We start from the raw sequence: 13,648 nt of genomic DNA, 5'->3' as shown, positions 1-13,648 counted from the left end.
ACGTCGAAGGGGGGTCGTCGCCGCAGGTGCTGGACGTGTACAGCAGGTCGGTGTCCCCGGCCGAGGACGCCGCTCGGCCGGCCGTCGTGCTGATCCACGGCGGCGGGTGGTTCCGGGGGGACAAGAGCAAGGAGCGGGCGCTCGCGACGATGCTGGTCGACGCCGGCTACCTCGTGTTCGCGGCGGACTACCGCGAGGCTCCGGACTCGGTCTTCCCGGCCAGCAGGGACGACGTGCTCGCCGCGGAGCGGTGGGCGGTCGCGTCCGCGTGGGCGTTCGACCGGAGCAGGCTGGCGTTCTTCGGCGGATCGGCGGGCGGGAACCTGGTCGTGGAGGCCGCGATCGCCACCGGCCGGCCCGCCGTCAGCTGGTCGGGGATGTTCGACCTCCTCGGCATCGTCGAGGCGACCGACGACCTCCCGGCCACGCCGACGACGCAGGACCTCGACGCCATGAAGAGCGCCGACATCAACCAGACCGGCCGGAACGACGCCTTCCTGCGCTGGACGATCCTCAACGAGGTCGGGGGCGACCGCGGGCTGCTCACCGCCGCCTCCACGACGCGCCACGCCTCCTCGGACGGCGGGCCGGTGTTCCTGGCCAACTCGCTCGGCGAGTTCGTCCCCGTGAGCGACGCGCAGGCCATGCAGGCGGCGCTCTCCGCGGTCGGAGTCGCCAGCACGCTGCAGCTGATCCCGGGCACCCGTCACGCCGAGGGGTACACGGAGGCGGCCATCGGCCCCTCGCTCGCCTTCCTCCGCGACGCCCTCCCGCCGGCCCGAGCATGACGACGACGGAGTTCGCCGGAGTCGGCAACGTCTTCTACTTCGTCGACGACCTCGACGCCGCGATCGCCTGGTACTCGGCGCGGCTCGGGCGCGAGCCCGTCGTCCGCGGCGGGGCGCTCGTGGCCTACGACCTGGACGGCACCCGCCTGACGCTGCACGAGCGGGACGCGCTGAACCGGCCCGGACCCGACGGCACGAGCCCGTACTGGACGGTCCCCGACGTCGACGCCGTCGTCGCCGACTGGACGGCGAACGGCGCCGTCGCCCACCGCGGTCCGAAGACGGTGTTCACGGGGGAGCGGCTGTGCCAGCTGCTGGACCCGTTCGGCAACCTCTTCTCGGTGCGGCAGGCCGTGCCCCGTGACTGAGGACGTCGCTCCGGCTCCCGCCGCCCCGGCGCAGACGTCCGCGCCGGCGCAGCCGTCGGCCTGGGCGCCCATGGCGATCACCGCCTTCCGGGTGCTGTGGTTCGCCCAGCTGGGCAGCAACATCGGCACCTGGATGCAGACCGTCGGAGCCCAGTGGTACCTGGTCGAGGCGGCCGCGGGCGCGGCGGTCGTCGCGCTCGTGCAGACGGCGAGCCTGGCGCCCTCGATCCTCGTCGCCCTCCCCGCGGGCGTGCTGGCCGACTCGCTCGACCGGCGGCGGCTGCTCATCTGGGGGTCGTCGGCCAGCGCGCTGCTGGCGGCCGCTCTGACGGTCGTGGCGGCGGTCGGCGCGCTGACGCCGTGGACGATCCTGGCCTTCACCTTCCTCCTCGGCATCACCTCCACCCTGACCTCGCCCGCCTGGCAGGCGATCCAGCCGGAGCTCGTGCCCCGGAACCTGATCGCGGCGTCGTCGGCCCTCGGCGGGGTGACGGTGAACGGCGCGCGCGCGGTCGGCCCGGCCCTGGCGGGCGTCGTCCTCTCGGCGTTCGGCGCTCCGGTGGTCTTCGGCATCAACGCCCTGAGCTTCATCGGCGCGGTGCTCGCTCTGCTCTGGTGGAAGCGGCCGGCGCAGACCGGCCTCGACGACCGCGAGCAGTTCGGCGCCGCGCTGAAGGGAGGGATCCGGTACGTCGCCTCCGCGCACCTCGTCCGCCGGATCCTCCTCCGCTCCGCGCTCTTCGCCCTGCCGGCCAGTGCGCTCTGGGCGCTGCTGCCGCTCACCGCGAAGCGCCTCCAGCTCGACTCCAGCGGCTACGGCTTCCTCCTCGGGGCCCTCGGTGCCGGTGCCGTGCTCGGCGTCTTCGCCCTGCCGCTCGCCCGCCGGAAGCTCTCGGACGACGTCGTGATCGGGGCGAGCGCCGTGCTGTTCGCGGCGGGGACGCTCGCGGCGGCCTTCCTGCCCCTCGTCCCGGCGCTGCTGCTGCTGGTCCTCGCGGGGCTGGCCTGGATCGGCACCCTCACCGTGCTGAACGCGGCACTGCAGCTCACGCTGCCGCAGTGGGTGCGGTCCCGCGGAGCCTCGATCTACATCCTGGTCTTCATGGGGACCATGGCGGTCGGCTCGATCGGCTGGGGCCTGGCCGCGCAGGTGCTCGGCACCGCACCCGCGTACGCCGCGGCGGCCGCTCTGCTCCTCCTCGTGGCGGCCAGCGTGCGGGTGCTGCCCCTGCTGCCGGGGACGGGCACCGTCGACCGCAGCATCTCGATGTCGTGGCCCACGCCCACGCTGGTGTTCGAGCCGGAGCCGACGGACGGGCCGGTGATGGTGCAGATCTCGTGGACGGTCCGCCCCGACTCCCTCGCGGACTTCCGATCGGCCATGCGGCTGCTGGAGAGCTCCCGCCGCCGGACCGGCGCCTCGCGCTGGGCGCTCTACCGGAGCGGGGAGGAGGCCGACGTGCAGCTGGAGACGTTCATGGTGCCCTCGTGGGGCGAGTTCCGGCGGCAGGAGACCCAGCGGCTCACCGGCCGCGACCGCGAGATCCGCGCGGCGGCGCTGACCCACGCCGACGGCGATCCCGTCGAGCGGCACTTCTTCCCGAGCGCGACGCCCTCCTCCTGAGAGCGGGAGCGGCGGCGAGCCGTCCCCGTGATCGTCGAGACACCGGCCTGCGAGCGGTGTCTCGGCGGCACGCGGACGCCTCGCCGCGCGTCTCGGGCGCGAGGGCCGAGGTGCGCCGCGGTCAGCCGCCGACGGTGGAGCCGAAGCCGGACTTGCCGGAGGAGCCGAAGCCGCCGGAGAGGGTCGCCTTCGAGCCGACGGTCGAGCCGGCCGGCGCGCGCTGCACGACGTCGGGCTGGGTCGCTCCGCGGGCCGCGAAGCCGCCGGACGCGACGGGCGCCCAGCTGGTCGCCCGCGTCGAGTTCCAGCGCGAGGACGCGAAGATCAGCGGGCCGAGCCAGAAGCCGCCGGCGTAGTGCCCGCGGTACTCGTCGGTCGCCTCGCACAGCTGCTCGGGGTCGTCGCCGACCTCCTCGCCCTGCGCCTGGAGCTGGGCGATCTGCTCCCGCACGTCGGCGAGGCAGTCCTCGCGGCTCGCGTAGACGGGGCGCTCGGCGTTCTCGGGGATGACGTAGTCCTGGCCGTCGGCTCCCGTGGCGACGACGCCGTCGGTCGAGGGGCCGCCGTTCGCGAGGGCGACGGCGAGGCCGACCGCGCCGACCGCGACCGCGCCGCCGATGAGCAGGCCGCGGCGGTTCTTCGCGATGCCGCTGATGCCGACGCTCCGGGAGCGGTGGGGAGCGGTGCGGGCGGCGCCGTCGCCGCGGCCGGTGCCGCCGCTCGAGCCGCCGCTCGGCGTGCCGGAGCCCGCTCCGGGCTCGCGGCTGCCCCAGTCGTTCCCGGAGCTCGGCGTCCCCGAATCGCCGGGGGTGCGGTCGTCGTCCGTCATCGGGTCTCCTCGTCCTGCGGGCGGGCCGCGCGGGTGTCCTGCGGCCGGTCGTGCTCGGGGGCGCCGTACTCGGGCGCGGGGGTGCCGGGCGCGGGAGCGCCGTAGGTGGGGGCGGCGCCGTGCTCGGGGTGGGAGGCGGCCGACGCGGCGTCCGCGTCCGTCGCGGCCCCGTCGCTCCGTCCGCCCTCGATGTAGTGGGGGACGAACTCCGCCAGGTCGCCGGTGATCAGGCCGCTCGTCTCGCGCACGTCGATGCCGGCCGGGGTCTCGCCGACGATCCAGCTGCCGATGACGACGGTCTTCCCGTCGACCCGGGCCAGCTCGGCGCGCTCCTGGTGGATGAAGCCCTCGGCGCCGTAGCTCCCGCCGTTCTCGGCGACGACCGAGCCGTCGGCGTCGAGGACCGTCACGTTGGCGCCCTCCCGGCCCAGGCGCGGCTTGCGCACCTGCGCGGTGCCGGGCAGCGGATGCACGGAGGCGGGCAGCAGGTTCGGGTGGCCGCGGAACATCTCCCACAGCACCACCAGCAGCTGCTTGTTGCTGAGCAGGAGCTTCCACGCCGGCTCGACCCAGCGGGTGCGCTCGCGCCGGTCGAGGAGGAGGCCGCCGAACTGCTCGCCGAGCATCCACTCCCACGGGTACAGCTTGAAGACGTGGCGGATCGGCTCGCCGTCGCCGTCGAGGAAGCCGGCGCCGTCGAGCTCGTAGCGGATGTCCTCGACGAAGATCAGCTTGGGGTCGAAGCCGGCCTGCGCCGCGGTCTCGGCCATGTAGGCGACGGTGTCGGCGTCCTCGACGATCAGCTCGCCGTCTCCGGAGTCGTGCAGCGACGCGAGGTGCAGCCGGGCGCCCTCGTCGAGGCTCCAGCGCTCGAGGCGGAGGTGGCGCCACTGCTCGACGAGCTGCTCGTGCAGGCTGTTGAACTGGTCGGCGTCGGGCCCCTTCGTCTCGACGAGCCACTGCCACTGGGCCGCGGCGGTCTCGACCAGCGAGGTCGGGGTGTCGGCGTTGAACTCGAGCAGCTTCACTGCGCCCGCGCCGTCGTAGGCGAGGTCGAAGCGGCCGTAGACCGTGGGGTCGTCCTCGTCCCACGAGGTGCGCACCAGCTCGTGGAAGCGGGGCGGGATGCCGAACTCGGCGAAGCGGCCCTTCCGCACCACGAGCTCGCACGCCTCCATGCAGAGGTCGAAGAGCTCCGAGGTCGTGCGCTCGAGCAGGTCGATCTCGGCGGGCTCGAAGGAGTAGGCCGCGGACTCGTTCCAGTAGGGGCGGCCGCCCTCGGAGGGGAGGTCGTAGAAGCTGAAGCCGATCTCGTCGCAGCGGGCTCGCCAGTCCGGTCGCGGAGTGAGGGTGTGTCTGCGCATGATGTCCGGCAAGTGTAGGTCGGGCGTCCGCGTGAGGGCAGGGGGTGGCGCCGTCCTCCGCGCTAGCCTCGACGGGAGCGAAAGGCCGTGCCATGACCGCACCCCTCCCGCTCGCGGGCGTCCGCGTCCTCGAGCTCGGCAACTTCATCGCGGCGCCCACCGCGGGCCGGCTGCTCGCCGACTTCGGCGCCGAGGTGATCAAGGTGGAGCGGCCCGGCACGGGGGACGAGCTGCGCCGCTGGCGGCTGCACGAGGGGTCCGAGACCTCGCTCCTCTTCCACACGATCAACCGCAACAAGCGCTCGATCGCGCTCGACCTGCGCACGGACGAGGGGCGGGACGCCGTCCGCCGCCTGGTCGCCGAGTGCGACGTGGTGCTCGAGAACTTCCGGCCCGGCACGCTCGAGCGCTGGGGGATCGGGCCGGCCGTGCTCGACGAGGCCCGGCCCGGCATCGTGATCGGCCGCATCTCCGCGTTCGGGCAGACCGGCCCGCTGTCGGCCCGGCCCGGGTTCGCGGCGGTCGCGGAGGCGATGGGCGGGTTCCGCGAGCTGGTCGGCGACCCGGACCGGCCGCCCGTGCGCGTCGGCGTCTCGATCGGCGACTCGATCGCCGGGCTGTACGCGGGCTACGGAGTGATGATGGCGCTGTTCCAGCGCGAGACCCGCCGCTCCGCGGGGCTGGATCCGGCACCGCTGGCGGAGCGGGTCGTCGACGTGGCGCTGCACGAGGCGATGTTCTCGATGACGGAGTCGCTGATCCCCGACTTCCAGGCGCACGGCATCGTCCGGGAGCGCGTCGGCGGGCGGATGGAGGGCATCGCCCCGACCAACGCCTACACCTGCGCCGACGGGGCGAGCATCGTGATCGCGGGGAACGCGGACGCGATCTTCCAGCGGCTGATGGCGGTGATCGGCCGCGCCGACCTGGGCGAGGACCCGGCGCTCGCCTCGAACGAGCAGCGCTGGGCCCGGCGCGACGAGCTGGACGCGGCGATCGGCGCGTGGACGGCGGGCCGCACCGCCGCCGAGGCGCTCGCGGTCCTCGACGACGAGGGCGTCCCCTCCGGCCCGATCTACACGGCCGCCGACATCAGCGCGAGCGAGCAGTACGCGGCGCGCGACATGATCCAGGCCTTCGACGTCGAGGACGCCGGCGGCACCCTGCGCGGCGTGGGCTTCCCGGGGATCGTGCCGGTGCTCGGCGGCCGCTCCCTCCCCATCCGCTCGCTCGCGCCCGACCTGGGCCAGGACACCGAGGAGGTGCTGGCGATGCTCCGGCGCACCGGTCCCGCTGCTCCCTCCGCCGGCGGGGCTGCTGCTGCAGCTCCGGCCGCTGCTGCTGCTCCCTCCGCCGCCGCTGCCGAGGAGGCCGGCCGGTGACCGCGCTCGCCTCCGCGCGCCTGCGCGACGTCACCCTCCGCGACGGCCTGCAGCTCACCGGCAAGCTCCTGACGACCGAGCGCAAGGTCGACCTCGCGCGCACGCTGCTCGCCGCGGGAGTGCCCGAGCTCGAGATCGGCTCGCTCGCGCGCGGCGACCTCGTCCCTCCGATGGCCGACACCCTCGACGTGATCGCCGCGCTCACTCCCGAGGAGCTGGAGCGGTGCTGGGTGTGGGTCGCGACTCCGCGCCACGTCGAGCGTGCGGCCGCCGCGGGGGCGCGCCGCTTCCAGTACTGCTTCTCGGCGTCCGACTCGCACAACCTCGCCAACGTCGGCAGGCCGACCGAGGCGAGCATGGCCGCGATGCCGGAGGCGGTCGCGCTCGCCGAGAGCGTCGGCGGGCGGATCCAGCTGTGCATCGCCACCTCCTTCACCTGCCCGTTCGAGGGCCCGGTCGACCCGGAGCGCGTGCTCGCGATCGCGCGCGACCCGCGAGCGGAGGGAGCGGCCGACGTGGTCGTCTGCGACACGCTCGGGCAGGCGCACGCCGGCCAGGTGGCGTCGCTCGTCTCGCGCGTGGCGGCGGAGACCCCGCCTCGCGAGATCGTGTTCCACGGGCACGACACCTGGGGCTCGGGCGTCGCGAACGCGATCGCCGCCGTGCAGGCCGGGGCCGCGGTGGTCGACGGCGCGCTCGGCGGCCTCGGCGGCTGCCCCTTCGCGCCGGGCGCCAGCGGCAACACGGCGACCGAGGACCTCCTGTTCGCCCTGCGCCCCGACTGGTTCACGCCCGGCGCGCTCGCGGTCCTCGTCGGCGAGTCGGAGTCGCTGCTCGCCGAGCTCGGCGAGCCCGGCCGCTCGAAGGCCGCGCAGGGCGCCCGCTCGAACGCCCCCGCCTTCCCCTGGGCGCTCTGAGCGGATCGTCCCCCGCTCGCCGGTCCGAAGCGTCACGAACGGCCGCCTCCCGCCGCGGAGGACGACCGTTCGCGACGCCTCGACAGCGTCGTGCGGGTCAGCGCGCGAGCAGCGCGCCGAGGCGTGCGCGCTCGGCGCGGAGGACGTCGACCAGGAGGGACCCCTCTGGCGCGGCGAGCCAGCGCTCCAGGGCGAGGTCGAAGAGGGCGGAGGCCGCGAGGGCGGCGAGGGCCGCGTCCCCCGGCGCGACTCCGGCGTCGACGAGAGCGGCGCGCATGCTCTCGGCGAGGGCGGCCGACTTCAGGAGCTCGCGCTCGCGCAGCTGCGGCTCGGAGCGCACGACGGCGCGGCGGGCGGCGATCGGAGCGCGCCAGGTCTGGAGGTCGCCCGAGGCGGCTGCCTCGAGGCCGTGCATCACGAGGTCCATCGGCGCGAGGCCGGCGGGGGCGCCGGCGAGCAGGCGGCCGACGATCTCGGGGAACTCGCGCTCGCGGAGGAAGAGGACGTCGCGCTTGTCCGCGAAGTGGCGGAAGAAGGTGCGGGTGGTGAGCCCGGCGCGCTCTGCGATCGCGGGGACGGTGGTGCCCGCGTAGCCGTGCTCGGCGAAGAGCTCCATCGCCGCCTGCTCGAGGCGGAGGGCGGCGTCGGGGGCCCAGCGTGACATCCGCCCAGGATAGCTGACGACACGACGTGTCATCAGGAGTAGTGTGACGACACGTCCTGCCATCACTTCCGACTGGAGCCGCCCGTGCCCGAGAACGCCGCCGCCCTGCTGACCGCCCCGCGGGCCGACCTCGTCGTCCGCCCCGCTCCGATGCCCGTCCCCGGCCCGGGGGAGGTCCTGCTGCGCAACCGCGCCCTGGCCGTGAATCCGGTCGACGAGATGAAGCAGTGGACGGGCGATCTGATGTTCCGATGGGTGCCGTACCCGGCGGTGCTCGGGGAGGACGTGGCCGGAGTGATCGAGGCGGTCGGCCCTGGAGTGACGCGCTTCGCCGTCGGCGACCGGGTCGTCGCGTACGCGGTCGGGATGGAGCGCGGGCGGCGGAACCGCGACGAGGGCGCCTTCCAGGAGTACACGGTCGTGCGCGAGGACCTGGCGGCGCCGATCCCCGACCGGCTGGGCTTCGAGGAGGCGGCGGTGCTGCCGCTCGCGGTCTCGACGGCGGCGACGGCGCTGTTCCAGCGGGACCACCTCGCCCTGCCGCACCCGAGCGTCCCGGTCCGGCCGACGGGCAGGACGGTCGTGGTCTGGGGCGGGACGACGAGCGTGGGGAGCAACGCGATCCAGCTCGCCGTCGCCTCCGGGCACCGCGTCGCGACGACCGCGTCGCCTCGCAACCACGATCGGATGCGCGAGCTGGGCGCCGAGATCGTGCTCGACTACCGCAGCCCCTCCGTCGTCGCCGACCTGGTGGCGGCGCTCGCGGGCCACGAGGTCGCGGGGGTGCTCGCGATCGGGACGGGTTCCGGTGCCCCGTCGGTGGCGGTGGCCGCGGGCACCGGAGCGCGACGGGTCGCCCTGGCCAGCCCCTCCGTCTCGTTCGGCTCGCTCCCGCGCCGGCGCGGTGTCAGCGCCGCCTTCGTGCGGACGATGCTGCGCGTGGTCGGCGGCACCGCGGCGCTGCAGATCGCGGCCCGGCGCCGCGGCATCCGCGCCCGCTTCGTCTGGGGCGGCTCGCTGATGACGAACGAGGTGGGGCCGATGCTGTGGCGCGACCACCTGCCGGCGGCGCTCGCCGAGGGCCGTCACGTCTGCGCCCCGGCGCCCGAGGTGGTGGGTGAGGGGCTCGCCGCGCTGCAGCCCGCCCTCGACCGGCTGCACGAGGGTGTGTCGGCGGTGAAGCTGGTCGTCCGCCTCTGAGGGGCGGGTCGCCGCCGCCTGCCCCGCCGTGCCGCGGACCGGCCGCTCCGCCCGCAGCCGCTCCGCCCGAGCCGTGCCGCCGAGTGGCCGCAGCGCCGGAGCCTCGGTATCGTGGCGCGCTCCGACGCGACCCGAGGAGATCCCGTGATCCGCCGCACCGCCCCCGGAGCCGCCGCGCTCCTCCTGCTCGCCCTGACCGGCTGCTCCGCCGGGTCGTCGCCCGCGGCGTCCCCGTCCGCCACTCCGGAGCCCGTCGGCGGCCTCGGGGTCGCCGTCTCGGCGCTCTGCGAGCCCGGCTCCGATCCGCAGTGCGGCCCGGTCGGCGGGCAGGACGTCCTCGTCGATCCCGAGGACTTCACCCGCGCGGGCGTCGTCGCGGTCGAGGCGGATCCGAGCACGGGAGTCGTCGACGTCCGGTTCGACGAGGCGGGCGCCGCCCTCCTGCGCCGCGGCTCGCAGGCGGCCATCGACGAAGGGACCGACGCCCGGCTCCTCCTCCGCGCGGGCGCCCGGGTCGAGTCGGCGCTCTCCGTCATGCAGCCGATCGAGGGCGACACCGTGCAGATCGTGCCGGCGGAGGGCGACGCGCAGGGGCTCGTCGACCGGATCCTCGCCGGCTGACGCCCGCCTAGGATCGGCGCATGGCGAAGGGTTTCCGCACGGAGCGCGCGCAGGCGCTCCTCCTCGCGCAGCCCTGGGCGCTCTCGCTGGTGAGCGCCGTCTTCGTGGCGGGGATGCTCTGGCTGGCGGCGGACGCGGGCTGGGATCTCGGCGCGGTCGTCGGCGGCGGACGCCGGCACGCGCCGCTGTGGCTGGTGCTCCTGCTCGGCCTGCCGCTGTTCGGCGCCGGAGTGGTGCTCGGCGCGGTCCGGCAGGTGCGGCTCCTGCGGCGGCCGGCGGCGCCGCCCGTCCCGAGTCCGGAGGCGGAGCGGCTGCGGCGCGAGGGCCCGGGCTGGCTCAGCCGGCGCGAGGACGAGCGAGCGGCGCAGGGCGGGACCGGGAGCGCGCAGGGCGGCACCGGCGGCACACCGGACGTGATCGGCAGCGCTCCCGACGGCACGGACGACCCGCGCGACGAGGCCCGCTGACCGCGCCTCAGAGGTGCAGCATCCCCCAGTCGATGATCACGGCCAGCGCCGTGTAGGCCGCGGCCACTGCTCCGACCGCCTTGCCCGCGCGGTCGAGGTCGGCCTGCGGGTCCGGACCGGCGTCGGCGACGACCCGGAGCAGCGCTCCGACCAGCGCGATCAGCGTGATCGCCAGGATCCAGACCTTGAGCGACGCGTGCGGATCGACATGCGCGAGCGTCAGCGCGACGACCGGCACCGCCACCACGAGCACCGACGCCAGCACCAGGAGGCAGCCGCGCCGGGTGAGGCCGGTCGGCCCGAAGGAGCCGCCGCGCATCCAGGCGCGCACGCGCTGCCTCCGCGACGCGGGCGGACCGCCGGCGGAGTCCGCGTCGGTCGAGGGCCCCCAGTCCTGCGCGGTCGTCATCGCGCGGTGCCGGAGCGGTCGGGAGTCGGGCTGGGCCGCATCGGGTCCTCCAGGGGACGAGGGGGCGCGTCGGACGGTGGTGCCGACCCCTCAGTCTCGGGAGCGCGTCCGGCAGCGGCAAGCGCCTCTACCGGACATGTCCGGAAGAGGACGCTCAGGCCCGTCCCTGCAGGATCAGGTTCCAGTACACCCACGGCAGGACGCGGCGGTCGGCGAGGTAGGTGAGGCGCCGCTCCTTCGCCAGGCCCGTCCAGAAGGGGACGGTCGGCTTCGGGCGGTAGCGGTCGTCGAACTCGGCGAACACCACGCTCGAGCGCGAGACCACGAAGGGGCAGACGGAGTAGCCGTTGTACACGCGGGGGAGCGGGCGCCCCTTCTGCGCGGCGACGAGGTTCTTCGCGAGCGTGGTGGTCTGCTGGCGCAGCGCTCCTCCGGACTTCGAGTTGACCGTGGCCGCCGCGTCGCCGAGCGCCCAGACGTCGGGGAACCGCGGGTGCCGCAGGGTCAGCGGGTCGACCTCGACGAAGCCGCCCTCGTCGCCCTCGGCGGCCAGTCCGGTGCCGGCCAGCCAGTCGGGGGCCGACTGCGGGGGCACGGCGTGCAGCACGTCGTACGACAGCGTCTCGCGCGGGCCGTCGGTCGAGCGCCGCGCGCGGTCGGGGCCGGGGAGGGCGGTCGCGCGCTCGTCGACGGCGAGGACGACCCGCCGCTCGGCCGCGTCGACCTCGACCAGCTCGCGGCCGTAGCGGACCTCGATCCCGTACTCCGCCACCTTCCGCTCGAGCTCGGAGTCGATCAGCGGCATCCCGAACAGGGTGGGGGTCGGCACGACGAGCACGACGCGGATGCGGTCGAGGACGCCGGTCGCGCGCCAGTAGTCGCAGGCGAGGTACATCGGCTTCTGCGAGGCGCCGGAGCAGGTGCCGGGGCCGCCGGGCTGCGTGAAGACGACGGTGCCGGAGCGGACATCGCGGAGCACCTGCGACGCCTTGCGGGCGTACTCGTACTCGTAGTTGGACACTCCGAACGGCGAGTCCATCGCCTCCTGGAGCCCGGGGACCGCGGCCCAGTCCTTCTGGATCCCGGGGCAGACGACGAGCTGCCCGTAGCCGACGGTGCGGCCGGAGAGGAGGGTGACCGTGTGCGCGACCGGGTCGATCGTCTCGACGCGGTCCTGGATCCAGACGACCCCCTTCGGCGTCACCGAGCCCTGGGGCCGGGTCGCCGCGGAGGCGGGTGCTGTGCCGCCCGCGACGTGGGAGAGCATCGGCTGGTAGACGTGGGTCGACCGGGGCTCGATCACCGCGACGTCGTCCACTCCGGAGCGCCGCAGCCGCCCCGCGGTCGAGAGTCCGGCGTTGCCGCCGCCGATGATGAGGACGTCGTGGCGGGCCGCGCCGGGATCGGTCATGGCCTCACCCTAGGGGCGCGCCGGGGCGAGCGGACGGGCTTGCGCAGACCCGCGGAAGGGGGTGCGCTCGGAGCGCCCCGGGACGGTGATCCCGCACGGCCGCCCGGCTCGCGTCAGGCCGCCTCGAGCGCCTGGATCGCGGTCCTCGCGGTCGCGCAGGGGTAGGAGTCGTACCCGTCGTGGGCGTCGAAGGCGCGGCACTCGGCGCAGCGCAGCCGCACTCCGGCGCCGCCCTCGAGGACGCGCTCGGGGCGGTGCCCGTGCAGGATGACGGCGAGGCTCGCGACGAGGGGGTCGCTGCTCACCAGCGCGCTCCGCAGCGCCTCCGACCGGCGGCGGAGGTAGTCGTCCGCCACGGCGTCGATCGACTGCTCGGGGAGGTCCGGCTCGGGCCAGGAGGCGGGCCGCTCGACGGGCAGGTCGAGCTCGTCGAAGCCCATCGACCAGTCCGGGAAGCGGCGCTGCTCGTGCACGCTGGTCCAGACGGTGACCACGCCCTCGTGCCGCGGGTCGGCGAGGATCCGCGCGTAGAGCGAGCGCACGTCCGACTCCTCGCCCTCGAGCAGCTGCATCACGCGGCGGCCGCGGAAGACGAGCATCCCCGAGACGCCGTGCTCGACGTTGTTGCGGCGGCTCGTCTCGAGCAGCCGGCGGATCTCCCCCGAGCCCAGGTCGCGGTCGAGCGTGCTGACGTAGACGACGGTGAAGACGAGGGAGTCGCGCCGCGGCGAGTGCTCGACGAGGTGGAGCGTCGCCGGGGAGTGGGCGCCGGCTTCGGGGTCCATCAGGGCCGCGACCTCCGGGAACTCGAGCCAGATCAGGTCCTCCGGAGCGCTCGGCTCCACGGCGGTGACCGCCGGGACCGCGTCCAGCCACTGCGTCCGCTGGCGGAGGTCGGCGGCGACCGCCTTCTCGTCGAGCCCGGGCAGGAGGCCTGCGGCGCCGGAGACGAAGAGGCTCGTCGCGGAGTTGAGCAGCAGCGTCACGACCGTCGCGTGGCCGTCGCCGCCGAGCACGGGGAGCTCGACACTGTCGGTGCGGCCGTGAGCGGCGAGCCCGGAGGCGTAGGAGACGAGTGCGTCGGCGACCGCGTCCCCCACCTGGAAGGTCGCGCCGGCGTACTGGATCTGCTTCACAGCCCTACGATGCGCCTGCGGCGGATCCACGGGTAGGGGTATCGGTGCCGGGTGGAGCGTGCAGGGGTCGCGGCTGCTCCTACCCGAGGAGCACGGAGCGGCGACGGGCGCCTCCGCGCCGGCCGCGAAGGCGAGCTCCGGGCGCCCGCGGCGCCGGACGGCGGCGGGATCGGCGCGGGCGTCGGCATGCGCGGCTCTCTCAGCGCGCGGAGAGCGGCTCCCCTCTCCGCGCGCTCGTCCGCACCCTGCCCCCTCACGGGCGCCACCGGTACCCTTGACAGGTGCCCCTGACCCTCCCTCCGCTGAGCCGCGCCCGCGCGCGCGCCGCCGCGGCGTACCCGACCCGGCAGCTGCTGACCAAGCGCGCCTCGGGCACGAACGGATGGCTCAGCTCGTGGGGGACGAACGCGCACGGCGAGATCGCCGGCTGCCCCCCGCCGCGCGGCTGACCCGCGACCGCCCCTCCTC

The 13,648-nt window shown here is 75.2% G+C and carries 15 protein-coding genes; 9 read left to right on the top strand and 6 right to left on the bottom strand.

Annotated elements, in window-relative coordinates:
* Positions 1–50: 50 nt before the first annotated feature.
* From C5C39_RS13620 to C5C39_RS13610, 3 genes are read left to right on the top strand one after another with little or no spacing between them, the layout of a single operon-like run.
* Positions 51–788 (top strand): alpha/beta hydrolase, encoded by a 738-nt coding sequence (locus C5C39_RS13620; RefSeq protein ID WP_181136393.1) that lies wholly within the window; start codon positions 51–53, stop codon positions 786–788.
* Positions 785–1,156: a VOC family protein gene (locus C5C39_RS13615; protein WP_104353622.1), complete on the top strand. Its 372-nt coding sequence runs from the start codon at positions 785–787 to the stop codon at positions 1,154–1,156. Before C5C39_RS13620 ends, C5C39_RS13615 begins: the two co-directional genes overlap by 4 nt.
* Positions 1,149–2,780: an MFS transporter gene (locus C5C39_RS13610; RefSeq protein WP_244230571.1), complete on the top strand. Its 1,632-nt coding sequence runs from the start codon at positions 1,149–1,151 to the stop codon at positions 2,778–2,780. Before C5C39_RS13615 ends, C5C39_RS13610 begins: the two co-directional genes overlap by 8 nt.
* 121 nt (positions 2,781–2,901) lie before the next feature.
* Here the strand turns inward: C5C39_RS13610 and C5C39_RS13605 are convergent, their stop codons facing one another.
* Positions 2,902–3,609: a hypothetical protein gene (locus C5C39_RS13605; protein ID WP_104353621.1), complete on the bottom strand. Its 708-nt coding sequence runs from the start codon at positions 3,607–3,609 to the stop codon at positions 2,902–2,904.
* Positions 3,606–4,973 (bottom strand): glutathionylspermidine synthase family protein, encoded by a 1,368-nt coding sequence (locus C5C39_RS13600; RefSeq protein ID WP_181136392.1) that lies wholly within the window; start codon positions 4,971–4,973, stop codon positions 3,606–3,608. The genes C5C39_RS13605 and C5C39_RS13600 overlap by 4 nt, the downstream gene beginning before the upstream one ends.
* 92 nt (positions 4,974–5,065) lie before the next feature.
* On the opposite strand from C5C39_RS13600, the gene C5C39_RS13595 reads away from it, so the two are divergent.
* Positions 5,066–6,355: a CaiB/BaiF CoA-transferase family protein gene (locus C5C39_RS13595; protein ID WP_104353620.1), complete on the top strand. Its 1,290-nt coding sequence runs from the start codon at positions 5,066–5,068 to the stop codon at positions 6,353–6,355.
* Complete coding sequence (locus tag C5C39_RS13590; RefSeq protein WP_181136391.1) at positions 6,352–7,272, top strand: hydroxymethylglutaryl-CoA lyase; 921 nt, start codon at positions 6,352–6,354, stop codon at positions 7,270–7,272. The genes C5C39_RS13595 and C5C39_RS13590 overlap by 4 nt, the downstream gene beginning before the upstream one ends.
* 97 nt (positions 7,273–7,369) lie before the next feature.
* Here the strand turns inward: C5C39_RS13590 and C5C39_RS13585 are convergent, their stop codons facing one another.
* Positions 7,370–7,936 carry a TetR/AcrR family transcriptional regulator gene (locus C5C39_RS13585; RefSeq protein WP_181136390.1) on the bottom strand — a complete coding sequence of 189 codons (567 nt, stop codon included), beginning with the start codon at positions 7,934–7,936 and terminating at the stop codon, positions 7,370–7,372.
* An 84-nt stretch (positions 7,937–8,020) separates the two neighbouring features.
* Here C5C39_RS13585 and C5C39_RS13580 point away from each other — a divergent pair, with 84 nt between their 5' ends.
* The 3 genes from C5C39_RS13580 (at position 8,021) to C5C39_RS13570 (ending at position 10,224) form a co-directional block, all read left to right on the top strand.
* Positions 8,021–9,136 (top strand): zinc-binding alcohol dehydrogenase family protein, encoded by a 1,116-nt coding sequence (locus C5C39_RS13580; protein ID WP_104353618.1) that lies wholly within the window; start codon positions 8,021–8,023, stop codon positions 9,134–9,136.
* A gap of 144 nt (positions 9,137–9,280) precedes the next feature.
* Entirely contained in the window at positions 9,281–9,757 is a 477-nt protein-coding gene (locus tag C5C39_RS13575) for a hypothetical protein (protein ID WP_104353617.1), read from the top strand.
* 20 nt (positions 9,758–9,777) lie between these two features.
* A complete protein-coding gene (locus C5C39_RS13570; RefSeq protein ID WP_104255608.1) occupies positions 9,778–10,224 on the top strand; it encodes a hypothetical protein in 447 nt (148 codons plus the stop codon).
* A 7-nt stretch (positions 10,225–10,231) separates the two neighbouring features.
* Here the strand turns inward: C5C39_RS13570 and C5C39_RS13565 are convergent, their stop codons facing one another.
* From C5C39_RS13565 to C5C39_RS13555, 3 genes are all read right to left on the bottom strand, one after another.
* The gene (locus C5C39_RS13565) at positions 10,232–10,633 is read right to left on the bottom strand and encodes a hypothetical protein (RefSeq protein ID WP_104226999.1); all 402 of its coding nucleotides are present in this window, start codon (positions 10,631–10,633) and stop codon (positions 10,232–10,234) included.
* Between the two features lie 154 nt (positions 10,634–10,787).
* A complete protein-coding gene (locus tag C5C39_RS13560) occupies positions 10,788–12,044 on the bottom strand; it encodes an NAD(P)/FAD-dependent oxidoreductase (protein WP_104353616.1) in 1,257 nt (418 codons plus the stop codon).
* Between the two features lie 113 nt (positions 12,045–12,157).
* A complete protein-coding gene (locus C5C39_RS13555) occupies positions 12,158–13,180 on the bottom strand; it encodes a BLUF domain-containing protein (protein WP_104250016.1) in 1,023 nt (340 codons plus the stop codon).
* A gap of 281 nt (positions 13,181–13,461) precedes the next feature.
* Here C5C39_RS13555 and C5C39_RS17605 point away from each other — a divergent pair, with 281 nt between their 5' ends.
* Complete coding sequence (locus tag C5C39_RS17605; protein ID WP_181027217.1) at positions 13,462–13,629, top strand: hypothetical protein; 168 nt, start codon at positions 13,462–13,464, stop codon at positions 13,627–13,629.
* Positions 13,630–13,648 lie beyond the last annotated feature (19 nt).

This window comes from Rathayibacter sp. AY1F3 (genome assembly GCF_002931975.1).
GTDB lineage: Bacteria > Actinomycetota > Actinomycetes > Actinomycetales > Microbacteriaceae > Rathayibacter.
Note: the sequence above shows the minus strand (reverse complement) of the source record. Positions and strands in the feature narration are given on the sequence as shown.